Source organism: Streptococcus sp. UMB1203 (genome assembly GCF_030217725.1).
In the GTDB taxonomy this organism is placed as follows: domain Bacteria; phylum Bacillota; class Bacilli; order Lactobacillales; family Streptococcaceae; genus Streptococcus.
In genome coordinates, this window is the sequence record NZ_JASOOK010000001.1 from 112928 (window position 1) to 139225 (window position 26298).

Genomic DNA, 26298 nt, shown 5'->3' on the forward strand with positions numbered 1-26298 from the left:
TCCTCTTTTTGATTACTAAAAATTAAAGAATTCCATGGCCTGTTTGAAAAGCAATTCCGTATACTCTGGGTCTTCTTGGGCAATGGTAACCTGGTCTTGAATCATTTCCAAGTCATCTGTTATCATTCCATCTGCTCCTAGCTGAACGGATTTATCAAAGGACTCTGAACTATTGATGGTCCACACGTACAATTTCTGATCGGTATTCCAAAGCTTATTGACAAAATTTTCATCCAAAGTTGAATACTCCATGGTATAACCTGTAGCCTTAGTTCTTGGAAAGATACTATTGTAAGGTAGGATGAAATAGACTGGAATTTGAGAATCGTAGGCTAACACCTGATCAATCACATGGTAATCCAAGGATTGCATTTGGTGACCATTCTGCTTAAGAACAGTTCCATATTTTTCCATAAAGCGTTTCATCAAATCTGGGCTGTCTTTTCGACTGGTTTTTATCTCAATGAGGAGTTTTTGATGCAATTCATTGGCTTTATTGAGATAATCATCAAAACTAGACACCTTGCTATGATAACCATTTTCTGAAATATTGAGTTTAGTTAATTCTTCCAAAGTTAAATCTTGGGGGTTGGCATTAACTCCTGTCAGATTCTTGATATTGGCATCATGCATCATGACAAACTGGCCATCTTTTGTTTCCTGAACATCTGTCTCAACGAAGTCTGGACTTAGTTGAGCCGTCTTTTCTAAAGATTGGACTGTATTTTGGACACCATTCTTATTGGATACTCCCCTATGAGAGATAATTAAAGGTTTATTGGCGACTGGAGCTTCTAAATAAACATAACCCTCAAGAGCGAAAAAGATACAAGCACAGCCCATCACTCCCCATCTCATCCAGTGGTCTTTCTTTCTCCTTGGTGTGATTTCTAGTTCTTCTCCTGTTAAGAAGGAAACAAACTTAATAAGGAAGTAAGTCAAGGCTATGTAGTGGAAATTCTTAATCAAGACAAAGTTGATAATTCCCAGTACAAGAGATTCCTTATGGGTCAGACCATCCATCAGCACCTGACTTGCTAGGATTGGAATCAACAGAAGAATAAAAAATAGATAGGTTTTGACGACAATCCAAAGCAAGTTCCAAGTATAAAACCAGGAGTGCTTTCTGGTCTTCTCTAGACTGTATCTGACAGCTTCTTTGACTGTTTTCTTTTCAAATAAAAGCTGAGGTAGGGCAAACATGAAACGCACTGAAATGTAAAATAGAAGTAAAGCTAGAATAGTAACCACTATACCTACAAGCCAATACTTGTCTTCCACATAATCAACGATAAAGTCCGGAATGACAATTTTATTGAGGTAATAAATCTTTAAAATCTTTCGAATCAATGGAAAGAGCATCATGACATAAAAGAAGATAAAGGCCATTTTGGAAATCGTCACTTGCTTCATAAACAAGAAACTTTGTCGAAAGACCTTGCGACTGTACTCTAGCAAGGTTCTCCTTTCGTGATAGAGGAGGTGTCGAGCTCCGATAAAGAGAAGTCCTATCTGGTAATAGGCGATCAATAAATTAACGATTACCAGAACAAATAAAGCAAGACTAACAAATGGCGACCCTTTTATAATGGCAAAAATATTGTTGTATGAAAGAAAGAGATAACCTGTCTGACGGAGTAAAAGTCCAGCAATCCAAGAATTAAGTGGTAACCAGACAAACTCAATCATCATGAATATCAAGAAAAAGAGAAAGAGAATTTTATCTAGATTAAAGTAGATTTTCCTAAAACCTAGATTTTTAGGTTTTTCAGGTTTCATAGGCACTCCTAGTCAAATAATTGAGACAAGTCTAGGCCACCAAAAGGATTGTTTGAAAGACTACTTTCTGCCCCTAACAATTCTCTAGCTTGATCTGACTCTAGAAAGGACTCGTAAACACGCGCCGTCATCCGAGCATCCTCTAAACTATTATGGGACTGTCCTTGAAATCCGAGAAATGAGGCAACAGTTTGCAATTTGAGATTGGCAATACCATGTAAATCCGAACTGCGACGTTCAAAAGCTTCATCATACAGATCAACCATGTACTGTTGGCTGTAATCTAAACCATGCTCCACTAAAATAGGTAAATCACTTTTAACAGCATTGTAGCCTATCATCGGCAAAGAACCCACAAACTCTTGGAATTCCTTGATAACTTTCTCCACTGGTGGAGCATCTTTTAAGGTCTCAGCTGTAATTCCCGTCAATCCATTGATAAAACTCTTTAGAGGCACACTAGTATGGACATAGGAATCATAGGCGTCGATTTCCCGACCATCTCTAAAACGCACTGCCGATACTTGAATCAAGTGTGTTTGTCCTTCATGCTGATTAAATTCTAAGTCAAAAGCAATGTAATCTTCTAATCGTTCCATTTTCTACCTCTCCTATACTGTCTCTCTTCTTATTTTACTTGAGCAACTATACTATTTAGATTAGAAATAAAAGAAGCCATCAGGTTAGCATTTAACCTAAACAGCTCCTTGATTATCCTCCAAATAAACGAGCAAAAAAGCCTTTCTTAGTGGATTGGACTTCTTCTTTTGCTTGGTCCAGCTCTAGCTTAAGATTTTCTTGATCCTTCATGGCTTGAAGAGTCAATTGTTGCTGCTGATCAAGTTGTTTGTCTTTCTCAGCAATCTGACGGTCTTTGATGCGCATCTGCTCGTCTTTTTCTGATAACTGACGATCCTTGGCTTTTAATTGTTCATAGAGACGAAGAATTTCTGCATTCTTCTCATCAACCAGAATCTCCATCAGTTCACGTTGCTTGACATCTTCACTGACAGGCTCATCTTCAAAAATCGTTTTTTTATAGATTTCTTCTAGCTTAATCAAGCCACTTCTGGTAACGACTGTTACCCCTTTGTCATTTTTATCTGTGTCTTCTTCTGGTAATTCTTTGACACGGTTATTGATTGCTTGGCGAGATAATCCTAAGACCTCTGCAATCTCACTGACGGTCATTTCAATACTCATAATATCCTCTGAAACGTTTTCTAGCTTTTCTTTACTTAAATCTTATCATAAGCTAGAAAAACTGTCAAATTTTCGCTTAATTTAAGGCCTTCAAAAAGGCTAATAAGACTTGAGCAGAGCGACGTCCAGCTTCGATAATAAACTCATCAAAAGAGATGTTTGCTTCATGGTTGGCATTATCACTCATAGCTCGAATGACTAAAACTGGAAGATTAAGGGCATGCGCTGCCTGAGCAATAGCTGCCCCCTCCATCTCAACAGCCAAAACATCTAGAAAATGGGACTTAATCGCTTCTATCTTGTCATTTCCTGCAACAAAACTATCTCCTGTAGCAATCAAACCAAGATGCCAGTTCTGATCCAATTGAGATAGACTCTCTTGAATTTTGGCAACAAAGGTTTTATCTGATTCGAAATACAGCGGTTGTTGCGCCATTTGTCCATAAGCATAGCCAAAAGCTGTAACATCCACGTCATGATAGGCTAATTTGTCAGCAATCACGACATCCCCAACAGCAATACCTTCTGCTACTGCCCCAGCTGATCCCGTATTAATAAGAGCATCCACTTGGAAATGATCAGCTAAAATCGCCACACTCATAGCAGACATCACCTTACCAATTCCACTTTCTACAAGAACGACTTCATGAGAGGCAATGGTTCCTGTGTGATAGGTATTGCCTAAAACAACTTGCTCTTGGGCATTGTCTAGATGCTGGACCAGATAAGCCAGTTCTTCTGGCATAGCCGCAATAATTCCAATTTTCATTTCAATTCCTTTTCTATTACAAAAGTTTCATTGCTAAGACAAGCAAGATCAAGAGAAAGATGACTGCAAATAAAATCTTATTTAATTTAGAATTGAAGACATTTCTCTTGGTATTTTCAATGCGACGGCTTTTATGAATAGACGGTTCGACCTGAATCTTCAAGGTTTCTTGGCTAAAGCCATGATCCTTAGGATTGGCATAACCAAAACGGGAAGAAGAGGTTGGTAAAATCTTGGTCTCCTCATCATCTAGCAAAGGGGGACCCGAAATTTTTTCGCCTCTATTAGCTCTTTCAATCATTTCATCCGTTAATAAAGGTTTACCCATACTGACCTCCTCTATTTTTTGTTCAATTCCCAATACTGAACAGCCATAATTGTCTTGGCATCACAGATATGACCTAATTTGATTAATTCCTTAGCTTCTTCTAGGCTCACTTCAAGTACTTCCAAGGTCTCATCCTCGTCCTGCGGGCGCGGGTTTTCAACCTTTGTCAAATCGCTTGCTAGGTAAAGTTTTAACTTTTCATTACAAAAGCCAATAGCTGAATAAAAGTCATACAAGAGTTCTAACTTCCCTGTATAGGCTGTTTCTTCCTCCAGTTCACGCAGAGCTGCTGCCACAGGGTCTGTATTTTCTCCTACTTCCAATTTCCCAGCTGGAATTTCGTAAGAGACTGCCTCAATGGCCTTGCGGTACTGCTTGACCAAGATAAGTTTTTGCTCATCCGTTACAGCTAAAACACAGACAGCTCCATTGTGGAAAATCAAATCACGTTGAGCAGTTCCCTTACCTTCTGGTAATTCAACCTGATCTTGAACCAGTTTAAATATTGGTCCTTGATAGATTTCTTTTCGGCTAAGCGTTTTTTCTTCAAATTCCATGATAGACTCCTACTGATTCTTAGGATGATGAGGAAGGCGTGTTGCATATTCGTCTTTATTGACCTGACGACCGCGACCAATAGCAATAGCATCCGCTGGCACGTCTTTAGTAATAGTTGAACCAGCACCAACGAGGGAATTGTCACCAAGTTCTACTGGCGCAATAATGGTTGAATTTGAACCAACAAAGACATTGTTTCCAATGACTGTCTTGTATTTGTTTTTGCCGTCATAGTTAACTGTAATGGTTCCAGCACCAAAGTTAACATGGCTACCCACTTCACAGTTTCCGATATAAGTCAAATGACCAGCCTTGGTATTCTCACCGATTGAAGAGCCTTTCACCTCAACAAAGTTCCCAATGTGGACTTGGGTAGCTAGGCTTGAACCTGGACGAATGTGGGCATAAGGACCGACTGTCACACCGTCCGCAACACTACTTTCCTCAATCATAGAGTTGGTAATAACAGCTCCTGCTCCGATAGTACTATCCACTACATAAGTACCGTTTGTCAAAACAGTTTCAGCACCAATTTTCGTTTGCCCCTTCAAGGTAACATTGGCTTCGATTTGAACTTCAGGAGCAATCTCAACATCAATATCGATATAAGTTGCTTCTGGATTGACAAAACTAACACCATTGACCATGTGTTGATGATTGATGCGACGACGCATGACTGACTCAGCAGTCGCAAGAGCCACACGGTCGTTTACTCCAAGACTCTCATCAAAATCTTTCAAAGTATAAGCACCAACTTTTTCACCAGCTTCACGGAAAATTCCAATGACATCTGTGATATAGTATTCGCCTTGAGCATTGTTGGTATTAATATTTTTCAAAGCCTCAAACAAACGCTCGTTGTCAAAAACATATGTTCCAGTGTTGATTTCCTTGATTTGTTTTTCAAAATCTGTAGCATCCTTTTGCTCAACAATGCGAAGAACCTCAGCATTGTCATTACGAACAATTCGTCCATAGCCAAATGGATTATCCGTTTCAGCAGTCAAGATAGTAGCCACATTTTTATGATTGATGTGGAAATCAATCAAGTTTTTCAAGCTTTCACCTGTGATCAAAGGAGTATCTCCTGCGATGACCAAGGTGTGCCCTGACAAACCTTCCAAAATTGGCTCTGTCATCATAACTGCATGACCGGTACCTAACTGTTCAGATTGAGTCACAAATTCTGTCTGTCCAGCCAAGACCTCTTCAACCAATTCCGCCTTGTGTCCTACAACTGTTACTGTCTTTTCAGGCTGGATAGCTCCCACACTACGGAAAACATGCTCCAGCATAGAAATACCCGCAACCTTGTGCAACACTTTTGGCAAATCAGATTTCATGCGAGTTCCTTTACCCGCTGCTAAAATAATGGCATAATTTGACATAATCTTCTCTTTTCTCTAGAAATTCCCTTTTATTATACCATATTTCAAATCATTCCGCGCTCTTGAATGAAAAAATGCTCTAAAGTCCTTTCTTAACCCATTTTTTGAGTATTTTTTTTGATTTTTTCTCATTTTTAAGGTAAAATTATGAGATATGAGAAAGAAAATAAATCCGCTTATTTTGTTTGGTTTTTTTGGGATTATGATTTTCACTTTAATCCTGAATCGCCCTCGTTTTGAGGACCATCCTGTAAAAACAAAGTCAAATATCGCGCAAGTAGAAACGCAAGCGCTACATAATATAGATAAACCGGTGATTGATGTTTCTGGTTGGCAACGTCCTGAGGAAATCAATTACGATACTCTCTCCCAAAACATTTCTGGAGCTATTGTTCGCGTCCATAGTGGTGCTCAAACGTCCAAAGAGAACGATGCTTCCTATGTTAATGGTGTTGATAAGGCCTTTAAAACCCATATCACTGAGTTTCAAAAACGAAATGTCCCAGTTGGTGTCTATGCCTATGTAGCTGGAAAAAGTATCCAAGAAATGGAAAAGGCTGCTGAAGTTTTTTATAATGCTTCATCGCCATACAGCCCTAGCTACTATTGGCTAGACGTGGAAGAAAAAACCATGTCCAATATGAACGAAGGGGTTGAAGCTTTTCGTGCAAAACTAGAATCGCTAGGTGCTAAAAATATCGGAATCTACGTTGGGGTCTACTTCATGGAAGAACACAGTATTAATACAGACAAGTTTACGTCTGTATGGATTCCTTCCTATGGTTCTGACTCAGGATTTTACGAAGCAACTCCTAAGACTGATTTAGATTACGACATTCACCAGTACACTTCTAAAGGAAAAATTGCTGGTTTTGACCACGATTTGGATATTAACGTCATCTCTTCTTTAAAAAATAAGGAAGAAACCTTTAGAAAACTATTTTTAAAACCTTAAAAGCATTTGTTTCTCATTTGCTTTTTCTTTTTGTTTTAGATTGTGATACAATATAGTAAGGATTTTTTGAAATAGAAATAGTTGGAGGAACAATATGCTCTCATGGTTAGCACGTGTTATTAAAGGGATTGTGATTGCTCTTGGATTTATTCTACCGGGAATTTCCGGAGGGGTTCTAGCAGCAATCTTAGGTATTTATGAACGAATGATTGGCTTTCTAGCCCATCCCTTTAAAGACTTTAAAGAAAATGTTTTGTATTTTATTCCAGTTGCCATCGGCATGCTTCTGGGGATCGGCTTATTTTCCTACCCGATTGAATACCTACTTGAAAATTATCAGGTCTTTGTCTTATGGAGCTTTGCGGGTGCCATCATTGGTACAGTTCCTAGCCTCCTCAAAGAATCAACTCGAGAATCTGACCGAGACAAGATTGATTTGGCTTGGTTCTGGACAACCTTTATCATTTCTGGATTAGGACTCTATGCCTTAAATTTTGTCGTTGGAACCTTAAGTGCCAGCTTTCTTAATTTCGTCCTAGCAGGTGCACTGCTGGCTCTTGGCGTATTAGTTCCTGGCCTCAGTCCATCAAACCTACTTTTGATTTTGGGACTCTACGCTCCTATGTTGACTGGTTTTAAAACCTTTGACCTCTTGGGAACCTTTTTCCCAATTGGAATCGGTGCAGGTGCAACTCTCATCATTTTTTCAAAATTGATGGATTATGCCTTAAACAACTACCACTCACGCGTCTATCATTTCATCATCGGTATCGTCCTATCAAGTACCCTTTTGATCTTGATTCCAAATGCAGGAAATGCTGAAAGTATCCAGTACACCGGTACTTCTCTTGTCGGTTATGTCATCATCGCCTTCTTCTTTGCGCTGGGAATCTGGCTTGGTATTTGGATGAGCCAATTGGAGGATAAGTATAAATAATGGCAAAAAAAGTTAAAGTCAAAAAAACATTGGTGGAACAAATCCTGTCCAAAGCAGGTATCCCACATCAGGGGATTCAAATCAATGCCCTAGAAGGAGAGCTTCCTCAAGATTATGAACGAGATCAGATTTTCAAAACCTTGGCTCTTTTGGGAGATAAAACAGGACCGATTATCGGAATTGTGCCTATCACTCAACATTTGTCTGAAAAGAAACTAGCTAAAATTTCTGGCAATAAAAAAGTGAGCATGATTCCACAAAAGGACTTGGAAAAAACAACTGGTTACATTCATGGAGCCAATAATCCTGTCGGAATTCGTCAGAAACACAATTACCCCATTTTTATCGATAAGATTGCTCTAGACTTGGATCAAATGATTGTCTCTGCTGGAGAAGTTGGTCACAGCATTATCGTCGCGCCACAAGAATTGGCCAGCTTTGTAAAGGCCGACTTTGTAGATATCTTGGAGGACAACAAGTAATGAAACTCTACTTTGTCCGCCACGGTCGCACCGTCTGGAACCAAGAAGGTCGCTTTCAAGGTGCTAGTGGAGATTCTCCCCTTCTTCCTGAATCCATTGACACCCTAAAACAACTTGGCCAGTATCTCAAGGAAATTCCTTTTGATCAGATTTATTCAAGTGATTTACCTCGAGCGGTCAAATCTGCTGAGATTATCCAAAGTCAACTCCAGACGCCCTGTCCTTTAAAAAGCGTTCCCAACCTCCGTGAATGGCAGCTGGGGAAGTTGGAAGGTTTGAAAATTGCAACCTTGGAAGCTATTTACCCGCAACAAATCAAAGCTTTCCGATCTAATCTTGCTCAATTTGACACTCAAATGTTCGGAGCCGAATCCCTCTATAGCACAACACAACGGACCATCCAATTTATCAAATCATTAAAAGATAGTCCTGCTGAGCGTATTTTAATTGTCGGTCACGGTGCCAATCTTACTGCCAGTCTTCGTACTCTTCTAGGTTATAAAGAACCACTTCTTCGTAAAGATGGCGGTCTAGCAAATGCCAGCCTGACAATTCTAGAAACCCATGATTTTGAAACATTTACTCTCGATACTTGGAATGATACTTCCTATCAATAACAGAACTTGATTTTCGCGTCAAGTTCTTTTTAGTTTTGAAAGATTATCCGTGAATTTCTTGCTTATTTATGATAAAATGGGAGTATCGCAAAAAATGACTCATCGTATTCAGTTTTGAGTAAAACTAGGAGGATCCCATGTCAACAGAACATATGGAAGAACTAAATGACCAGCAGATCGTTCGCCGTGAAAAAATGGCTGCGCTCCGTGAACAAGGAATCGATCCCTTTGGAAAACGTTTTGAACGTACTGCAAATTCACAAGAATTAAAAGATAAATATGCTGACCTCGATAAAGAACAATTACATGATAAAAACGAAACAGCTACTATCGCAGGACGCTTGGTAACCAAACGTGGTAAAGGTAAAGTTGGATTTGCCCACCTTCAAGACCGCGAAGGTCAAATCCAGATCTACGTTCGTAAGGATGCTGTCGGTGAAGAAAACTACGAAATCTTCAAAAAAGCAGACCTTGGTGACTTCCTTGGTGTCGAAGGTGAAGTGATGCGTACGGATATGGGAGAACTCTCTATCAAGGCTACTCACATCACACACTTGTCTAAGGCTCTTCGTCCTCTTCCAGAGAAATTCCACGGTTTGACAGACGTTGAAACCATTTACCGTAAACGTTACCTTGACTTGATTTCTAACCGTGAAAGCTTTGAGCGCTTTGTCACTCGTTCAAAAATCATCTCTGAAATCCGTCGTTACCTTGACCAAAAAGGTTTCCTTGAAGTGGAAACACCTGTTCTTCATAATGAAGCCGGTGGTGCTGCAGCCCGTCCATTTATAACCCACCACAATGCCCAAAACATTGACATGGTGCTTCGTATCGCGACTGAGCTTCACTTGAAACGCCTTATCGTGGGTGGTATGGAACGTGTCTATGAAATCGGCCGTATCTTCCGTAACGAAGGAATGGATGCTACTCATAACCCTGAGTTTACTTCTATCGAAGTTTACCAAGCTTATGCAGACTTCCAAGACATCATGGACTTAACTGAAGGTATTATCCAACACGCTGCTAAATCAGTCAAAGGCGATGGCCCAGTTAACTATCAAGGTACTGAAATCAAAATCAACGAACCATTCAAACGTGTTCACATGGTTGATGCTATCAAGGAAATTGCTGGTGTCGATTTCTGGCAAGATATGACTTTTGAAGAAGCAAAAGCTATCGCTGCTGAGAAGAAAGTTCCAGTTGAGAAACACTACACTGAAGTTGGCCACATCATCAATGCTTTCTTTGAAGAGTTTGTTGAGGAAACCTTGATCCAACCAACCTTTGTCTATGGACATCCAGTAGCTGTATCTCCACTGGCTAAGAAGAATCCTGAAGACGAACGCTTTACTGACCGTTTTGAGCTCTTCATCATGACTAAGGAGTACGGTAATGCCTTTACTGAGTTAAATGATCCAATCGACCAACTTAGCCGTTTTGAAGCCCAAGCTAAAGCTAAAGAACTTGGTGACGATGAGGCAACAGGTATCGACTACGACTATATCGAAGCCCTTGAATACGGTATGCCACCAACAGGTGGTTTGGGAATCGGTATCGACCGTCTTTGCATGCTCCTCACTGATACAACTACTATCCGTGACGTATTGCTCTTCCCAACAATGAAATAGATTCTTATCCTCTGGTACTTGCCAGAGGATTTTTTTATAGTAAAAAGAAATAGACTGAAGTTTTCACCTCAGTCTATTTTTTATCAAACTTTAGAAAGGAAGTTTCTTTCTTAGTCTTCTTTTTTCTTACGAGCTACAAGTCCGAATGCACTCAACATTCCAAGAAGTCCAAGACTAGCTAGACCAGCCTTATCTTCTGTACCAGTATTTGGTAATTCCTTCTTATCATTTTCTACAGTTGTTTCACTAACTGCTTGATTTGATTCTGTTCGACTTACCTGAGTTGGATTAACTACTGGTTTTTCTGGATTTGAAGGACGAACTGGCGAAACAGGTTGCTCAGAACGAGTTGGGGTAACTACTTTCTTATAGGTATGAATCACATTGCCATTTTTATCTGTCTTAGTGCCAGTATATTCATAACCTTCTAAAGTCTTAGGTCCATGGCTACCATTCTCCTCTGGAGAAATTTCTTTACCATCACCATCTTGGTAACGTGTTACGATATGAGTAGTTGAACTACCGTTATTGCCTTGATTATTACCTTGATTATCACTATGATTAGATTTAGGAGTAACTTTCACAGGAACATCCACTGTCACTTTACGTCCGTCTGGTAACTCTAATTCTACTGTTACAGATGGTTTGTCTCCAGGTGTATTTGTTTTTGGAATTTCGCCCACTTTAGTAATCTTCCATCCTTCTGGAAGGTCCACATGTTTTTTCACCATATCCTCTGTAATTGGTGTACCAACTTCAACAACAATCGGTGTTGTTTTCGGAGTAACAATGACCGGAACTTTGACTGTAACACGTTTTCCTCCTGGTAATTCAATTACTACTGGAATACTTGGTCTTTCTCCTGGTACATCTGTAGATGGTTTATCCCCAATACTAATGATTTTTCCACCTTCTGGTATTTGGATATGTTTTTCAACATCTTCATTTGTAATTGGCTCACCAAGTTTCTTAACAATATCTTTGATAGGCGTTACCTTGACAGGAACCTCTACTTCTATTTGTTTACCATTAGGAAGTTCAATTTTAACTTTGACTGTACCTTTATCTCCTGGAGTATTTACTTCTGGAATTTTACCTACTTCAACAATTTTACCACCTTCTGGAACCTTCACGTGTTTTCCAATATCTTCTTTTGTTAATGGAGTATCTGTGACAGGTGTTTCAATTCCTGTAGCTGGTGTTACATTTACAGGAACATCAACAGTAATTGTTTTTCCATTTGGTAATTCAACCGTTACTTTAACTGGAGCTTTCTTACCTGGAGTTGTCAAATCTGGAATGTTTGTAACTCCCGTTACTTTTCCACCTTCTGGAATCGTGATTCCTTTTGTATAATCCTCTGGGGTTAATGGAGTATTCGTAACTGGGGTTTCGATGCCTTTAACTGGTGTTACATTCACAGGAACATCAACAGTAATTGTTTTTCCATTTGGTAAAGTAACAGTAACTTTAACAGGATCTTTCTGACCTGGTGTTGTTAAGTCTGGAATGTTTTCAACATTCGTTACCTTACCACCTTCTGGAATCGTGATTCCTTTTGTATAATCCTCTGGGGTTAATGGAGTATTCGTAACTGGGGTTTCAATTCCATTTACTGGAGTGACATTAACTGGAACATCAACAGTAATTGTTTTTTCATTTGGTAAAGTAACAGTAACTTTAACAGGATTTTTCTGACCTGGCGTTGTTAAATCTGGAATATTTTCTACATTGGTTACTTTACTGCCTTCTGGAACTTTAACATATTTAGCAATATCCTCTTTTGTTAAAGGTGTATTCGTTACTGGCGTTTCAATTGGTGTTGGTTTAGCTTCTACCACCTTAATCGTTGCCGGAACTTCTACTAATACATTTCCATTTTTATCTTTTACAACAACAGTTACTGGTTTATCTCCAACAGTTGTTGCATCAAATGGTTCTGTTTGTCCTTCTGGAACTTTGTATTCAAATGTTGAACCTTCTAGATAATCACTTGGAGTAATACTATCTCTGGCTTGTGGTTTTTCAGTTGGATTTACAGGAATTAATTGTTCTTTACCTTCCACTACTTTAACCTTAGCTGGAACTTCTACAAGTTTATCTTCTCCGTCTTTTGCTTCTACAATAACATCTTTTTCGCCTGATGTTGTTGTATCTACTGGGGTCTTATATTTGAATGTTACTCCATCTGGATATTGTTCAGGGTCAATACTCTTAGATGCGTCTGGCTGTTTGTTTGATTTGTCGACTGGCACATATTGTGTCTTAGGTTCTACAACCATTACTTTTGCAGGAATTTTCGCAATGACTTTATCTCCAATTTTTGCTACTACTACAACGTCTTTTTCGCCTGGCGTTGTTGTGTCTACTGGAGTTTCATAAGAAAACTCTGTTCCTTTAGGGAATGCTTTAGGGTCAATACTTCCTTCAACACTTGGTTGTTTTTTCTCCTTATCTACTGGCACAAATTGTGGATAGCTTTCTACCACACGTACAGTTGCAGGAACTTCTTCAATAGGATTCCCATCTTTATCTTTTACAATGACATTGACTGTATAATCACCAGGTGTTGTTGTATCAATTGGTGTTTTCGGATCATATTCAAATGTTGAACCATCCGGATATTCAGTTTTGTCGATACTGTTTTCTGGATTTGGTTGTTTATTATTTTCATCCACTGGAACAATTTGTGGAACTCCCTCAACAACAGTAACAGGAACTTTAACCACCGTTGTTTTTTCTTCTCCACCAACAGTGTACTTGACAGTAACATTTACATCCGTATCATCTGATAAATCTGGATTGTCTACATTCTCATCGATACTTACATTAGTAACATTTTCTGGAAGTTTTCCTTTGAAAGTACCATCTGCAATAGCTTCTTTTGCTTTGGCAAGGGCTTTTTCTTTTGCTTTTTCTTTATCGCTATCTTTTGCAACGAAAATTCCTTTTGGTGTTGGTTTTGGTAAAACTGTTACTTTAACTTTTACTGGTTCTGTTAAAGTTTCTCCATTTTGATCCGTATAAGTTACTGGAACAGTTACTTCTTTCACACCTGGTTTAGCTGTAATATCTTTTGCTAAATCTTTTGGTTCACCTTTCGTTCCATTTTCCCCTGGAGTAACCGCATCTGTTATATCCTTAGCAGTCAATTCATCTCCTTCAAATACAACTTTAGAGGTTGGAGTTGAACCAACTACATTTACTGGAACATCCACATTCACAGAAATATCATCAATCACTTTTCCAGTAGCATTATCTCTGTATTTAACAGTTACGGTTACTGGAGTTTGTTGACCATTTTTATCAGTTTTTGGAGTTGCAATCGCATCATCTGTTATAAATGGAGTTACCCCTTCAGGCACATTTGTTAGTCCAGTAATTGCTTTATTAACATTTTCGCGAATCGCATCGATTAATTTCTCATTTGATGTACCATTTAAGACTGTCACGCCTTTTGGTGCTGGTTTTGGAAGAACTTTAACAGTCACTTCAACCGGTTCATCCCGTTTAAATTTATCTGCCCCATAAGTAACCGTTACCGGCACTTTAATCTCTTGACCTGCTTTACCATCAGTAGAAATAGTGCTGACATCAGGATTCGTGACTTTACCGTCCTTACCAGGTGTAACAGCTCCTCCTACTTTTTCTGCAGACGGCTTATCACCTTCTACTACATATACAGTTTTTGCAGTTGATACACGTGGTTGAACTTTAATGGTAAACTCTTGAGTGATGTTGTCATCAGTATCTTTCTTCGTATCAAATACTGGGTCTTTATCAAATGGATTGTCGACAATATCATATCCCATAGATTTCAACACATCGATATGAGTTTGTACATCACTTTCAGAAATGGTTTCACCTGATTTACCAGTTAAAGTCAATGCATGGTCGGTTAATTCAGTTTCTGTTTGAGTTTTTGGATCTACAGAAACGAATTTAACTTTTGCTTTTTGATCATCTTTGTCATAGGTAATCTTGATATTTGCTTTTGGATCCGTAATTTTTGGTGGTTTATAACCTTGTGCTGGATTTGCAGGATTTACAGGTTCTAATGGTGTTCCATTGCCATCTTTTGGAGTATATCCATCTTTATGAGGAATGATTTGTGTAATTTCACCAGTCTTGGTTGGATCATTTGGATCATTAGGGAATGGAATTGGATCTCCGTCTTTACCAGTTGTTGGATCTACTGGAATCCAGCTTCCAATCTTCGTATACGTTACTTTATCAGTTTCATCAGGAATTACTTTTGTATCTTTTGTAGGAGTTGCTGCTTCTTTTGCTGGAATTTCTTTCTTATCAGCAATATATCCTTGTAGAACATCTACTCCGACTTTATCCCATGTTTTATTTGTACTTTCCCAATCTGTATAGGTTACTTCTTTTGTAACAAGATTAACGGTCGCTTTTCTTGTAAATGGTACCGTTTGTACTGTATCATCTTTTGCTTTTTCTTCGGTTGCTGTATCAGAATCTTTCTTCACATATGAAATCACACGTTTAGCAGTTGTGTTCAAATCAGACTCTGCTAATCCCTCTGGCCATTTCAAATCTGGATTTTCACCATTTGGATCTACTGGACTATCTTTTTCATGAGGTGTTGATGAAGGAACTTCAACGATTCTAGGTTTAACAACAATCTTAAAGGTTTGAGAAGGTGCTGATGTACCATCTTGTGCATTGATATCTTCCTTATCATCAAAGGTTGGATGATGATTATCTTGAGTATGATATTCATCACTTTCTACTTCATAACCTTGATTTTTAAGTTCTTTGATTTTGTTATCAATATCTGTACTTGCTGGTAATTCTGAACCAGATTTACCAGTTAAATCAAAACTAGAAACTACCTCATTTGCAGCTCCATCGATTTTCTTCTCAATCACTACTTTAGCTGTTTGAGTAGAAGGTGTGTACGTAATTGGTGATTCACCGAATTTATCCGTTGGTGTAAATCCATCCGGTACTTTATAACCTTGAGTTGGATCATTTGGATTTTTTGGTGTCAATTCTTTTCCGTTATATACTGGAGTATAGCCTGGAACATAAGGAATTGTTATTGTACTAAAATCACCTGGAACTGTTGGGTCATTTAGATTATTTGGATAAGGAATTTTATCTTGAGCACCATTCGGTTTCTTACCTTCTGGATAGTTTGGTACAAATGAACCAATTTCTTTATAAAGAACTTTAGTAACTTCTGGAGTAACTGTTCCATCTTCTCCAGGAACTGGCGCTTCTTTTTCAGCTACTGTTTTATCTGTCGCATTTACTAATAAGTAATTTTCTACTACTGGTGATTCAACAGCATTGAATTTACCTTTTGTTCCGTCAGCTGTAGCATCTGTTAATTTATCAGCTTCTTTGTAAACTTCCCAATCAGAGTACGTTACTTCTTTTGTTTCAGGGTTAACGGTTGCTGTACGTTTGTAAGTTACTTTTTGCACCTTTTCAGCATATAAAGGAGTAGCATTATCTTTGTTTGCATCTTCTTCTTTCAAATACTTAATTGTACGTGTAACTTCTTTAACTAAGTCCTCACGAGTAACTCCTGCTGGATATTTACCAAGATTTTCATCTCCTTCTTTTACAGGTGTATCTGCTGTTTTTGGAGATACTGGCGCTTTTGTACTTGGATTTGTTGGGTCAGTAGTTACTGTAGGATCAACTTTAATTAGGTCTAAGACATGGACGGTAACATTTGTTTCTGTTGATTGCTTGCCTTCACTATCAGTTGATTGAACTTTTACAGTGTAATCTCCAACTTTAGTTGTATCTAGATTACCTGCATCACTTACTGCTATTGTTGGTTTAGTAGAATCAACTCCATCACGATCATCTTCTAAGTCAGTTGCTGATGGTTTCGCTTTTTCTAGAACTTTCTCATTGTTCCATTTATCAGCTTCTTTGGTTTTATAAACATATAAATCTTTTTTCTCAACTGCTACTGTTGGAGCTTCGTTTAGAACATTAGCATAAGCTGGATCTGATTCGTTACCTGCTTTATCAAGCACAGTAACTTTGATACGTTTGTCAGGATTTGTTGTCTCATTCGCTTCTGTCAAATCTGTTCCTTTTGGAACTGGTACCACTAATTTACCATCACGTTCTTCAACTTTTGTAGTACCAATATACCAACCATCTTCTTTTTTGTTGAGTGTAATTGGAGTTTTACTATTTGGTAAAGTAACTTTCATTGAAGTTAATCCACCAATAGCTGCACCGATTTTATCTACTGCTTTATCTACTGTTTCAGCGCCAGCCGTGTGTGCTCTATCTACTCCATTATTTTTATCATTTTCAGCAACATCTTTTTTCTCACGTGCTTCATTTGTTAACTCTGTATTTTTTGTTGGAATAGATACTAGCAATTCTTTTGCTTGATTTTGATCTTTTTTCTCACCACGAATACTGTCTGTATGCACGGCTTCTACTGTTGGTGTATCTGGTCTTTTAGTATCGATATAAATCGTTTTATTGTAGTAGTAATCAGGCTGGTCAGTGTTTCTTAAACCATTAACTACTGGATGATATTTTCCATCAGCATTTGAAACATCTCCCGTATTTAAAAGTTGATTATCTTTTCCATCACTTAAACCATTTGGTAAGTAAGTTCTCACTTTAAAGGTTGCAGTACCTCTGTAATTATCAGTTGTTGTAAATGGCAATCTAAATTTACGGACTCCATCATTTTTACCATTATTTGATCCGATACCAATATATGGATTCACTCCCGCATTATTTCCAGAGGTTTGATATTTAATTTTTAATTTTCTAGTACTTGCATCCCATGAAATATTCTGTGGAGCTACAGGTGTATCACCAAACCAAACCCAATCTTTTGGTTTTGTAATATTTTCTGGCAAATCCACACCTTCTGGAACTTCTATTTCAGTTTCCGCACTACCATAGTGACGAATCCCACCGACACTATTAACGGTAAATTCAAGTTCCCCTTTTTGTTTTGATTTATAGAGATTATCTTCGCCAAATCTACCTTCTTTACCATTGGTTTTAACGTTCGTAGTCATTTCTGTTCCTGAACCAACAGCTAAGTTAACAGCTCCAACAAAATAACCATCAGTTACAGTACTATTTGTATTTTTTAAATATGAGTTATTAATCGCTGTACCATCATCTAGAGCTTCTATTTCTACTTTTACTCTACTTGTAGTTTTTGGAATTTCATAAATGGCACGGTATTCAGTCCAACCATCACCATTTCCTCCATCCCCTGAAGGTGCTGAGATATGCTCTGCTTCATATTTTTCACCGATAGTATGGTCATCTCTAATACTAGAAATTTTTTCTCCAGTTACTGCATCGTACATTGTGATTTTTATTCGTTCACCTGTTCCAGCAGTACCCATATTTCCGTATGCACCACCAGTAATTGTACTTAACATTAATCTAGAGTTTCCATTAACTGCATATTCTTTAGAAAGCTTAGTACCTTTTTCACCTAATTCTAAGTAATATCCTTTAGGTAAATTATGTGTTCCAACATTTCCTGAATAGTTTACACCATTTCCATAGTTTTGATTTGCAGCATGAACTCCAAGCGGATTTGTTGCTGTTGGATTATCAGGATTATTATAGTTCCTTTTAATAGTTCCTTGATTATCATAAACCTTGCTTGGCTTCCCTTGATACTCCGCTTCACGTCCTGCATCTGCAACTGCTGCTTCTGGTTTAATAGCAGTTACTTTTCCTGCATTTCCGTTTGCATCTGTAATTTTCCAACCATTTATTTCATTAGAAATTTCTTTTTCTTTCCAGTTGTATGTAATACCACCTGTTAATAGTTGTGTAGTAGCTTTACCTGTCTTATCAGATAAAATACTTTTTGACCATTGTTTCTCAACTTTAGTACTTTTTTCTGTAGAGTTTGTAAAGTCAACATCTCCAAATTGATCTTTTGCACTTTCAAATACACCATCAGCTGGGTTATTTCCTGATCCTAATTTATTATTATTTGTTGGACCCTCTTTAGCAGGAATAATTGGATTTGCAGTTGTTGCTTCTCTAAAACCACTCTCCCCTTTACCTGGAATCTCTTTTCCATTTCGTAGATCTTGGTTTTTATTTACTTTTTCTTCTTCAGTTGTTTCTAATTTGATACTGTTTAGAATGCTAAGGTTACTTGAAAGTTGTGTAGCAAGTGCATCTACTTTAGCCTGTGTTTTTGCATCATCGTTCAAAAGTTCTTTTGCTTTATGAACCAAATTTTTAGCATCATCAATGACTGATTTTGTTTTCTTTCCTTCAGTTAATTGACTCAATCTACTTTCAGCTTTAGCAACTAAATCTTCTAACGATGCAGTATTAATAGTTACTTTTTCTGTCACTACATTTGGAGTTTCAACTGCATTTGCTTGTGTGTCAGTATCAGACTCTTTTAGAGAAGTATTATTTTGTCCATCGGGCTCTTTAGCAGTAGCAGATGCTTGTCCAGTAACTTCCTTAGAGGGTTCCGAGGACTTATCAGTTAGATTTTGAGAATTTTGAACTTCTGTAGGTTCTGAATTAATTACTGGTTCAGCCGCTTGGACGCTTCCTCCACCAAGGAAAAACAATCCAGTAGCCACAGCCACACTAGCTGCACCAAAACTAACCTTACGGATACTGTAACGAGTGAATTTCTCCATTTGCGATTGTTGAACATGTCGTCCTTTAGATTTAAACATAAATAGATTCCTCCAATATAATATATATTTGACATATGTTGTTTAAATATAAGAAATAGCCTAAAACTATAAATATATATAGCTATAGGTTATCTTCTATATTTAATATATTATCAAATAAAAATCAATATGTCAACTGATATACGATATTTGTATGATGAATGAGAAGAAAAAAGAAGGAACCGTCATTTAGATTCCTTCTTTCACTTCTTTTGTTGCTACATCTTCTCCAAACCATTTTTGGCTGATTTCCTGGAACTTTCCTTCTTGGTATAGTTCGATAAAGGCCTGGTTTAATGCTGTTAATAATCTTTTATCAGCTGGTCTAACTCCGACCGCAAAGGATTCACTTTCAAATCCTGCTGAAAAGACATTGTAGTCATTTAATATCCCCTCAGACTGGAGATAGTAATTAGCATACACTCGGTCAATCAACAAGGCATCAATCCGATCATTTTTCAAGTCAATCAAGGCCTCATTAAAACTCTGGTACTGATTAGCCTTCTGATCTTTGACACGATTTTTCAGTAAATCTGGCTGGGCTTCAAAGTCTAAATAACCAGAGGAACCTGCTTGGGCTCCCAAGGTCTTATCCTTCATATCCTCTACTGAACGAATCTGCTGGCTTTTCTTCGTAACCAGAACTTGCTGATTTTCCATATATGGAATGCTAAAGGCAACTTTCTCTCGGCGTTCATCAGTGGCAGAATAGCCATTCCAGATGGCATCAATGGTTCCATTTTGCAGTTCCGTCTCCTTCATATCCCAGTCAATGGGTTGAAATTGAACCTTAAAACCTAATTTTTCAGAGACAGCTTGTGCTAAGTCAATATCAAAGCCTGTATATTGGCCATTCTTTTCTTCAAAACCCATGGGTACAAAGGTATTGTCAAAACCAATAGTAATGGTCCCCTGCTCTTGATATTTATCCCAGTTATCCTGCTTTGGATCACTAGCCTTCTGAGTACAAGCTGTTAAAAAAAGAGTCAGGAGAGAAACCAATACTAAAGCAATTTTCTTATTAGTCATTGGCACCTCCTACTTGGGCTCAACCTTGAGAATCTGATCTGCGATATTTTCAGCGAACTGTAAATCGTGGGTAACCACAATCTGCGTCATGCCAAGTTCCCTATTTTGCAAGATCAGTTTTTCCACTTCCAAGCGCAATTCTGGATCAAGTGCAGAAGTTGGTTCATCGTAGCCAATGATTTCTGGGTCAATCATCATAGCACGCGCTAAGGCTACCCGCTGCTTTTGACCACCAGATAGTGAGAAAGGATAGGCGTCTGCATGACCAGCCAGTCCTAATTGTTCCAAAAGCCCTCGCGCCTTCTTCTCAGTCTCTTCTTGCTTCATTCTCATGGTTTTTACGGGCGATAAGGTCAAATTGTCTAGAACGGATAAATGAGGAAAAAGTTGAAAATCTTGGAATACAAATCCCAGTAAATTCCGCTTCTCTAGTTCATCCAGTTCTAAAGATTCTCCATTATAAAAGATTTGCCCTGAATCAATGGTTTCAAGACCCGCAAGCATACGTAAGAGGGTTGTCTTACCTCCACCAGAAGGCCCAACGATAGCTAGGATTTGCTTTTCAGGAATTTTTAGACTGAAATTGGATAAAATTTGCTTTTCACCAAAGACTTTATTGATATTTCGTAATTCTAACATGGCAGCCTCCTATCTATAGTAACTGTACTTCTTCTCAACTTTTTTGGCAAGAATGGTCACAATCCCAATCAAAATCAAGTAAATGGCTCCTGCTAAGAACATTGGAACCAGACTAGCATCACGGTTTGCAGCTGTTCGACTCGCCAAGATAAGGTCTGAAATACCTAGAGCATAGACCAGAGAAGTATCCTTGACCAAACTCATGACTTCGTTAAATACGCTAGGAAGAACAATCTTGGTCACTTGGGGCAAGATAATATAGCGTACTGTGTCAAAGGGACTAAACTTCAAAACCTTAGCAGCCTCATATTGACCTTTAGGAATGGTATCAATCCCCCCACGGAAGATTTCAGCAAAGTAAGCCGCATAATTGAGAACAAAAGCAATGATGGCCGCAGGAAGGCGATCCAAACGAATCCCAATACTTGGGAGCACATAATAGATAAAAATCAATTGCAAGAGCAAGGGTGTGCCTCGCATAATCCAAATATAAATATTAATCAAATGATGGAGGGGCTTCCAATGGACTTGCAAGGCAAAGGCAATCAAAACGCCCAAGGGAATAGAAAAAATCAAGACCAGTGCAAAAACCTGCAAAGTCATGCTTGCACCGCTCAATAAACTCGGTAATATCTCAAACAAATAAGACATACTGCACCTCCTAAAAATAATTGTTCCTATTATAGCATAAATAAACAAAATAACCAATAATTTTTGTAAAAAAATTCTCTTTAAAACGAAAAACTATATCTATCAAAAATGATAAGATACAGTTTTAAAAATATATTCTTATAATCTCTCAAATAAGTCTTGCATTTGCACATCATCTGGAACCAGTTTTAAATAAGTTTGTGCATTGACTTTTGCTTCCTCAAAGTAACCTAATTCACGCAAAAGATAGATATAGTGTTCCAGAAACTCTGGATTGTCCTTCAAATCCCCTACTAATTCTTGGTAAAGCTCATAGGCAGTATCCAAATCGTCCATTTCTTGATAGGAACGAGCAATCATCCACTTGGTCAAGAGATTTTCTGGCTCTTCGCTCTGCAAGTCTAGAATATCCTCATAACGCTCCTGCTCCAGATAAATAGTAGCTAGACGGAGTAAGATTTCTTCCGTATCCTCAGCATCTTCTTTAGCAGTAAGGAGGTAGTTCTCTGCATCACTAGCATCATGCAATTCATAAGAAAATTGTGAAGCAGCCAGCAAGAGACGAGTTTCAAAGGGATTTTTCTCTAATCCTTGCTTAGCGATACGCAGGGCTTCTTGAACTTGGTGTTCCTTATGTAAGGCCTGACTGTACCCATACTCATAGCCTTCAAAGTCAGGAGAAATGGTATCGATCTGCTTAAAATAGAGGACAGCTTTTTGGTATTCTTCTTGATCAAAGTAAAGGCTGGCCAGCTCAAAAGCTGTTAGGTCATCGTATTCTAACTCCAGGGCTTTTTCCAAAAACTCTGTAGCCGTTTCAAATTTCCCTAACTGAGCATAGGCAAAGCCAATTCGTTGATAGGTAGAAATGCCTGTTTGCTCATAAATTGAGCGATTATCTAACTGGGCATAGCCTTGAATAGCTTCTTGGTAATTTTCCAACTCACTATCCAACTCTGCCAAGCCAAATATTAAGAGAGGATCCTCTGAGTAGGTCAAAGCCTCCAGCAGTTTCTCACGCGCCACATCTGTCAAACCTTCCAACTGGTAAAGATCTGCCTTAAGAAGCAAAGCCGAGACATACCAGTCACTGTCAGCTTGGATTTCCTCAAGATAAGCAAAGGCTTCTTCGATTTGACCATCCTCGCTAGCGATTGTTGCTAGATTAAGATGAAGCTCTGGGAAATCCTCTACGATTTTCAGGTAAATTTCCTTGGCCTGAGGATAGAAACCAATTCCTTCAAGATAAGTTGCTAACTCATACAGAAGGTCACTTGGATCATTTTCTAAAGCTTCGGCGAAATAGTGCTCTGCCTTGGCTAAATCTTGCTCTTCCAAAGCATGTAACATCTGTTGACTATTGTTCACTCTTGACTTCCTCGCCCTCTTCTTCATATAGGCCACTGACTACCTTGTACCATTCGAAAATGGCTGAAATGACAACTTTAGCAGAAGCATAAACCGGAATACCAAGTAAAACTCCCCAGATACCAAACATGGATCCTGAAGTTAACAAAACAAAGAGAACATTAATAGGATGGATGTTTAATTGACTTCCCAAAATCAATGGAGAGACAAAACGGCCTTCAATAGTTTGTTCTACAATAAAGACAATCACTACTTTTAAAAGCATGACTGGCCCAGCAATCAAGCCCAATACTAGGGCAGGAAGCATGGCTAAGAAGCTACCCAAATAAGGAACCAGATTTAAAATACCAGCAGTAACACCCAACGTAACTGCATAGCGTAGACCAATGATCTTGAAGAAAATCATAAACATTACCGCAACAATAATAGCTACTGTTACTTGCCCTCGAACATAGTTGGACAACTGTTGATTCACATCTGATAAAACTTGTCCAACAGGTTCCTTCAATCTTGTTGGCATGAATTGGGTCAAATAGTGACGTAGGCCTTTCCCATCACGTAAGAGATAAAAGAGCATGAAAGGAACGATAATCAAGGCAACAATCACTTGAGATGTCCCGCTAATAAAGGCACTCACCCAGTTGACTGCCTGAGATGAAACCTTACTTGCCCAAACTGTAGCCTGACTTGAGAAGTTTGTCAAAACTTGCTCTAACTGAGGTCTAAAATCATCTGGTAAACGCTTAGTGACCAAATCATCAATAACTCGATCAGCATCTTCAAGGTAAACTGGGACATTCTTAGCAAAGGTTAAAACCTGACGTTGCAGATTTGGAATGGCGACTGCCAAGCCCCAAATGATAAAGAGAGCGATGATGACAAAGACAATACTGATTGCGATAACACGATTGATTTTGCGTTTTTCCATCCAATCAACAATAGGATTCAACAAATAATATAGCAAACCGGACAGAATGACTGGCAACATCACAACTGCCAAAAAGTCTAAAACCGGTGAAAATAGAAAACTAATCTTACTTAAAATAAACAGATTGAGTCCCAATAACAAAGTTACTAAGAATACCGTAATTGCCTTATTATCCAAAAACCACTTGAAAAACCAAGATAGGCTAAAATGTTTCTCTTTTTGCTCCATAAATACTTCCTTTCTATTGTTCTCCCATTATACCATTTTTAAATCAAAATAACTCTTTTTTAAAGTGCTTACATGGAGACCGCGACATAAAAAATCTCCTCAAAAGAGGAGATTCGATTAGTCTTGAATATGACGGTCTAAGTTCTTCTGATAATCAGCATTGGATTTGGCTTTTTCATCAGCAAATTTCTTACGGAACTCATCCATTTCTTTAGTAGTGACAATCTTATCTTGAATTTTCAGATACTTGTAGCTATTTTCACTAGTCTTGTCACCTACCCAGCCACCGGCACCACTGCCAGGAACCATTTTCGTCACTAGCATTTGAGCACCATCAGAGTATACTGGAGTAACAAGTGCACTATCTGACAACCAAGCTTGGGCCTTAGCATATTTGGTATAACGTTTTTGAAGGTCTGTTTTCTCACTATTTGCATCATCAATCAGTTCTTTGTATTTATCCAATCCAACTGTTTTAATAACTGGATTGTCTGTTCCTGGTGCCACACCAAGAGCACTTAGGAGACTTGGACCTGAAGTTGGATCAAATACATCTAGATAAGTCGATGGATCTGCAAAGTCTGGAGTCCAACCACTGACTGCATTAATATCCCAGTCAGTATTTGCATTGGAAGTAGCTAGAGTAGTCATACTTCCCAATTCGTCATTAGAAACTTGTTGAATATCAACAACTACATTGTCAGAGCCTAAGGCTTCCTCAATGGATTGTTTATAAGACTGAACCTGACGAATAAAATCTGGATTTGATGAAGAAATTGGCAAATCTAAATGAATTGGGAACTGTACTCCATCAGCTTGCAGAGTTTTCTTAGCAGCTTCAAACTTAGCCTTAGCCTTGTCTACATTATGAAGTGAATCTTGGGCATCATCAAGACTAACATCTTTCCAGACGTTATCCAATTTATCCAATTCTGTCTTAGTAACTTGACCAAATGTTTGATCTCCTACTTGAACAAATGTTGGAGGAGTGAAACTTGTCCGTAACTTACGAGGTCCTACTTCATCACCAAATACTTGAGAGATACCTGCTTTACGATCTACCGCAAAAGCCAAGGCTTGACGGAAATCTTTGTTTAAAAGTGCTTTCTTAGTAGATGATTTTTCTGCATCACTTGTTTTAGCAGTGTGATTGTAATTTACACGGTCGATATTGGTTGAGATATAAAAAACTCCTCCACGCTGTTGACCATACACAATATTATCCTTGTATTTTTCTTTTAGACGTTCATAGTTAGCAGAGTTTTTAAAGAGTGGTGCAGCTGGATAGTGTCCCTCATCAAAACCGCGACCTAGAGAGTCTGCATCTTGACCATCAAAGAAGGATAACTTGATATCATCAATAAAGACATTTTGTTTATCCCAGTAGTTTTGATTTTTGGTCATTTCGATAGAAGACTTAGATGTAAGACCTTTGAGGAGATAAGGCCCATTGTATAGAATGCTCGTTACATCAGTTGGTTTACCAAAGTCATCTCCTTTAGAAGCTAAAAAGTCTTCATTGACTGGTGCAAGGACTCCCATTGTTGTTTTTGAATTCCAGAAAGATTCTGGATGATTTAAAGTATAAACAACAGTATAATCGTCAGTTGCTTTTACCCCAACACTAGAAAAATCCGTTGTTTTCCCATTTACATAGTCATCTAATCCTTTGATAGAATCCTGTACGAGATAAAGAGCCTGTGATTTCTTATCTGCTGCGTGTTTCAGACCAGTTACAAAGTCTTGAGCCTTGACTTCACCATACTCTTCCCCCTCATTGGTATACCATTTGACACCCTGACGGATTTTATAGGTATAGGTCAAACCATCTTTGGAAACAGTCCAATCTTCTGCAACTGATGGAATAAGATTCCCATATTGGTCATTTTCAAGCAAACCGTCAATAACGTTACCTGTGATCTGTTTAGTGCTGACATTTCCAGAAACAGTATAATCCAGAGTCGAAGGATCTGATGAAAATACATAGGCATAAGTAACTGGTTTAGTTGCTTCCTTATTCCCATTACCAGATGAACAAGCTGCTAGAACAGCTACTGAGAGTACAGCAACTCCAGCTGCTAAGAAAACACGTTTTTTCATAAAAAACTCCTTTGCAAT

General features: G+C 38.3%; 19 protein-coding genes. 5 read left to right on the forward strand and 14 right to left on the reverse strand.

The features are described from left to right. Positions 1–15: 15 nt before the first annotated feature. The 7 genes from QP439_RS00565 to glmU form a co-directional block, all read right to left on the reverse strand. On the reverse strand, positions 16–1779 hold the full coding sequence (locus QP439_RS00565; protein WP_285386930.1) for a glycerophosphoryl diester phosphodiesterase membrane domain-containing protein: 1764 nt from the start codon (positions 1777–1779) through the stop codon (positions 16–18). Between the two features lie 8 nt (positions 1780–1787). Continuing rightward, a complete protein-coding gene (locus QP439_RS00570; protein WP_285386934.1) occupies positions 1788–2378 on the reverse strand; it encodes a 3'-5' exonuclease in 591 nt (196 codons plus the stop codon). A gap of 112 nt (positions 2379–2490) precedes the next feature. Further along, the gene (gene rocS, locus QP439_RS00575; RefSeq protein WP_000021242.1) at positions 2491–2982 is read right to left on the reverse strand and encodes a chromosome segregation protein RocS; all 492 of its coding nucleotides are present in this window, start codon (positions 2980–2982) and stop codon (positions 2491–2493) included. Positions 2983–3058: 76 nt separating this feature from the next. Next, positions 3059–3751: a 5'-methylthioadenosine/adenosylhomocysteine nucleosidase gene (locus QP439_RS00580; protein WP_261029337.1), complete on the reverse strand. Its 693-nt coding sequence runs from the start codon at positions 3749–3751 to the stop codon at positions 3059–3061. 16 nt (positions 3752–3767) lie between these two features. Beyond that, entirely contained in the window at positions 3768–4079 is a 312-nt protein-coding gene (gene macP / locus QP439_RS00585) for a cell wall synthase accessory phosphoprotein MacP (protein WP_000517861.1), read from the reverse strand. 11 nt (positions 4080–4090) lie between these two features. Next, positions 4091–4636, reverse strand: a complete 546-nt coding sequence (locus QP439_RS00590; protein WP_285386953.1) for an NUDIX hydrolase — start codon at positions 4634–4636, stop codon at positions 4091–4093. Positions 4637–4645: 9 nt separating this feature from the next. Continuing rightward, positions 4646–6025 carry a bifunctional UDP-N-acetylglucosamine diphosphorylase/glucosamine-1-phosphate N-acetyltransferase GlmU gene (gene glmU / locus QP439_RS00595; RefSeq protein WP_285386956.1) on the reverse strand — a complete coding sequence of 460 codons (1380 nt, stop codon included), beginning with the start codon at positions 6023–6025 and terminating at the stop codon, positions 4646–4648. Between the two features lie 154 nt (positions 6026–6179). Between glmU and QP439_RS00600 the strand changes: the two genes are divergently transcribed. The 5 genes from QP439_RS00600 (at position 6180) to lysS (ending at position 10644) form a co-directional block, all read left to right on the forward strand. After that, entirely contained in the window at positions 6180–6980 is an 801-nt protein-coding gene (locus QP439_RS00600) for a glycoside hydrolase family 25 protein (RefSeq protein WP_285386958.1), read from the forward strand. 94 nt (positions 6981–7074) lie between these two features. Then, positions 7075–7917, forward strand: coding sequence for a DUF368 domain-containing protein (locus QP439_RS00605; protein WP_285386960.1), 843 nt, complete (start codon positions 7075–7077; stop codon positions 7915–7917). Further along, positions 7917–8399, forward strand: coding sequence for an aminoacyl-tRNA deacylase (locus tag QP439_RS00610; protein WP_285386963.1), 483 nt, complete (start codon positions 7917–7919; stop codon positions 8397–8399). The genes QP439_RS00605 and QP439_RS00610 overlap by 1 nt, the downstream gene beginning before the upstream one ends. Then, positions 8399–9016, forward strand: coding sequence for a histidine phosphatase family protein (locus tag QP439_RS00615; protein WP_285386965.1), 618 nt, complete (start codon positions 8399–8401; stop codon positions 9014–9016). The genes QP439_RS00610 and QP439_RS00615 overlap by 1 nt, the downstream gene beginning before the upstream one ends. 137 nt (positions 9017–9153) lie before the next feature. Further along, positions 9154–10644 carry a lysine--tRNA ligase gene (gene lysS / locus QP439_RS00620; protein ID WP_285386967.1) on the forward strand — a complete coding sequence of 497 codons (1491 nt, stop codon included), beginning with the start codon at positions 9154–9156 and terminating at the stop codon, positions 10642–10644. A gap of 110 nt (positions 10645–10754) precedes the next feature. Here the strand turns inward: lysS and QP439_RS00625 are convergent, their stop codons facing one another. The 7 genes from QP439_RS00625 to QP439_RS00655 form a co-directional block, all read right to left on the reverse strand. Beyond that, positions 10755–19337 carry a Rib/alpha-like domain-containing protein gene (locus QP439_RS00625; protein ID WP_285386970.1) on the reverse strand — a complete coding sequence of 2861 codons (8583 nt, stop codon included), beginning with the start codon at positions 19335–19337 and terminating at the stop codon, positions 10755–10757. Positions 19338–19526: 189 nt separating this feature from the next. Beyond that, positions 19527–20366, reverse strand: a complete 840-nt coding sequence (locus tag QP439_RS00630) for an amino acid ABC transporter substrate-binding protein (RefSeq protein ID WP_261071267.1) — start codon at positions 20364–20366, stop codon at positions 19527–19529. A 9-nt stretch (positions 20367–20375) separates the two neighbouring features. Continuing rightward, positions 20376–21005, reverse strand: a complete 630-nt coding sequence (locus QP439_RS00635; protein ID WP_203180450.1) for an amino acid ABC transporter ATP-binding protein — start codon at positions 21003–21005, stop codon at positions 20376–20378. Between the two features lie 9 nt (positions 21006–21014). Next, a complete protein-coding gene (locus QP439_RS00640; RefSeq protein WP_049487112.1) occupies positions 21015–21656 on the reverse strand; it encodes an amino acid ABC transporter permease in 642 nt (213 codons plus the stop codon). Between the two features lie 138 nt (positions 21657–21794). Continuing rightward, positions 21795–23024 carry a tetratricopeptide repeat protein gene (locus tag QP439_RS00645; protein WP_261104733.1) on the reverse strand — a complete coding sequence of 410 codons (1230 nt, stop codon included), beginning with the start codon at positions 23022–23024 and terminating at the stop codon, positions 21795–21797. Then, a complete protein-coding gene (locus tag QP439_RS00650; RefSeq protein ID WP_285386979.1) occupies positions 23014–24180 on the reverse strand; it encodes an AI-2E family transporter in 1167 nt (388 codons plus the stop codon). Before QP439_RS00650 ends, QP439_RS00645 begins: the two co-directional genes overlap by 11 nt. A gap of 117 nt (positions 24181–24297) precedes the next feature. Beyond that, the gene (locus tag QP439_RS00655) at positions 24298–26280 is read right to left on the reverse strand and encodes a peptide ABC transporter substrate-binding protein (protein WP_285386981.1); all 1983 of its coding nucleotides are present in this window, start codon (positions 26278–26280) and stop codon (positions 24298–24300) included. Between the last annotated feature and the right edge of the window lie 18 nt (positions 26281–26298).

Coding starts and splice junctions, on each gene's coding strand:
- QP439_RS00590 (WP_285386953.1), bottom strand. CDS start 4,636: ATGGAATTTGAAGAAAAAACGCTTAGCCGAAAAGAAATCTATCAAGGA.
- QP439_RS00625 (WP_285386970.1), bottom strand. CDS start 19,337: ATGTTTAAATCTAAAGGACGACATGTTCAACAATCGCAAATGGAGAAA.
- QP439_RS00650 (WP_285386979.1), bottom strand. CDS start 24,180: ATGGAGCAAAAAGAGAAACATTTTAGCCTATCTTGGTTTTTCAAGTGG.
- lysS (WP_285386967.1), top strand. CDS start 9,154: ATGTCAACAGAACATATGGAAGAACTAAATGACCAGCAGATCGTTCGC.
- QP439_RS00640 (WP_049487112.1), bottom strand. CDS start 21,656: ATGTCTTATTTGTTTGAGATATTACCGAGTTTATTGAGCGGTGCAAGC.
- QP439_RS00600 (WP_285386958.1), top strand. CDS start 6,180: ATGAGAAAGAAAATAAATCCGCTTATTTTGTTTGGTTTTTTTGGGATT.
- QP439_RS00630 (WP_261071267.1), bottom strand. CDS start 20,366: ATGACTAATAAGAAAATTGCTTTAGTATTGGTTTCTCTCCTGACTCTT.
- rocS (WP_000021242.1), bottom strand. CDS start 2,982: ATGAGTATTGAAATGACCGTCAGTGAGATTGCAGAGGTCTTAGGATTA.
- QP439_RS00605 (WP_285386960.1), top strand. CDS start 7,075: ATGCTCTCATGGTTAGCACGTGTTATTAAAGGGATTGTGATTGCTCTT.
- QP439_RS00615 (WP_285386965.1), top strand. CDS start 8,399: ATGAAACTCTACTTTGTCCGCCACGGTCGCACCGTCTGGAACCAAGAA.
- QP439_RS00580 (WP_261029337.1), bottom strand. CDS start 3,751: ATGAAAATTGGAATTATTGCGGCTATGCCAGAAGAACTGGCTTATCTG.
- QP439_RS00635 (WP_203180450.1), bottom strand. CDS start 21,005: ATGTTAGAATTACGAAATATCAATAAAGTCTTTGGTGAAAAGCAAATT.
- QP439_RS00655 (WP_285386981.1), bottom strand. CDS start 26,280: ATGAAAAAACGTGTTTTCTTAGCAGCTGGAGTTGCTGTACTCTCAGTA.
- glmU (WP_285386956.1), bottom strand. CDS start 6,025: ATGTCAAATTATGCCATTATTTTAGCAGCGGGTAAAGGAACTCGCATG.
- macP (WP_000517861.1), bottom strand. CDS start 4,079: ATGGGTAAACCTTTATTAACGGATGAAATGATTGAAAGAGCTAATAGA.
- QP439_RS00570 (WP_285386934.1), bottom strand. CDS start 2,378: ATGGAACGATTAGAAGATTACATTGCTTTTGACTTAGAATTTAATCAG.
- QP439_RS00610 (WP_285386963.1), top strand. CDS start 7,917: ATGGCAAAAAAAGTTAAAGTCAAAAAAACATTGGTGGAACAAATCCTG.
- QP439_RS00565 (WP_285386930.1), bottom strand. CDS start 1,779: ATGAAACCTGAAAAACCTAAAAATCTAGGTTTTAGGAAAATCTACTTT.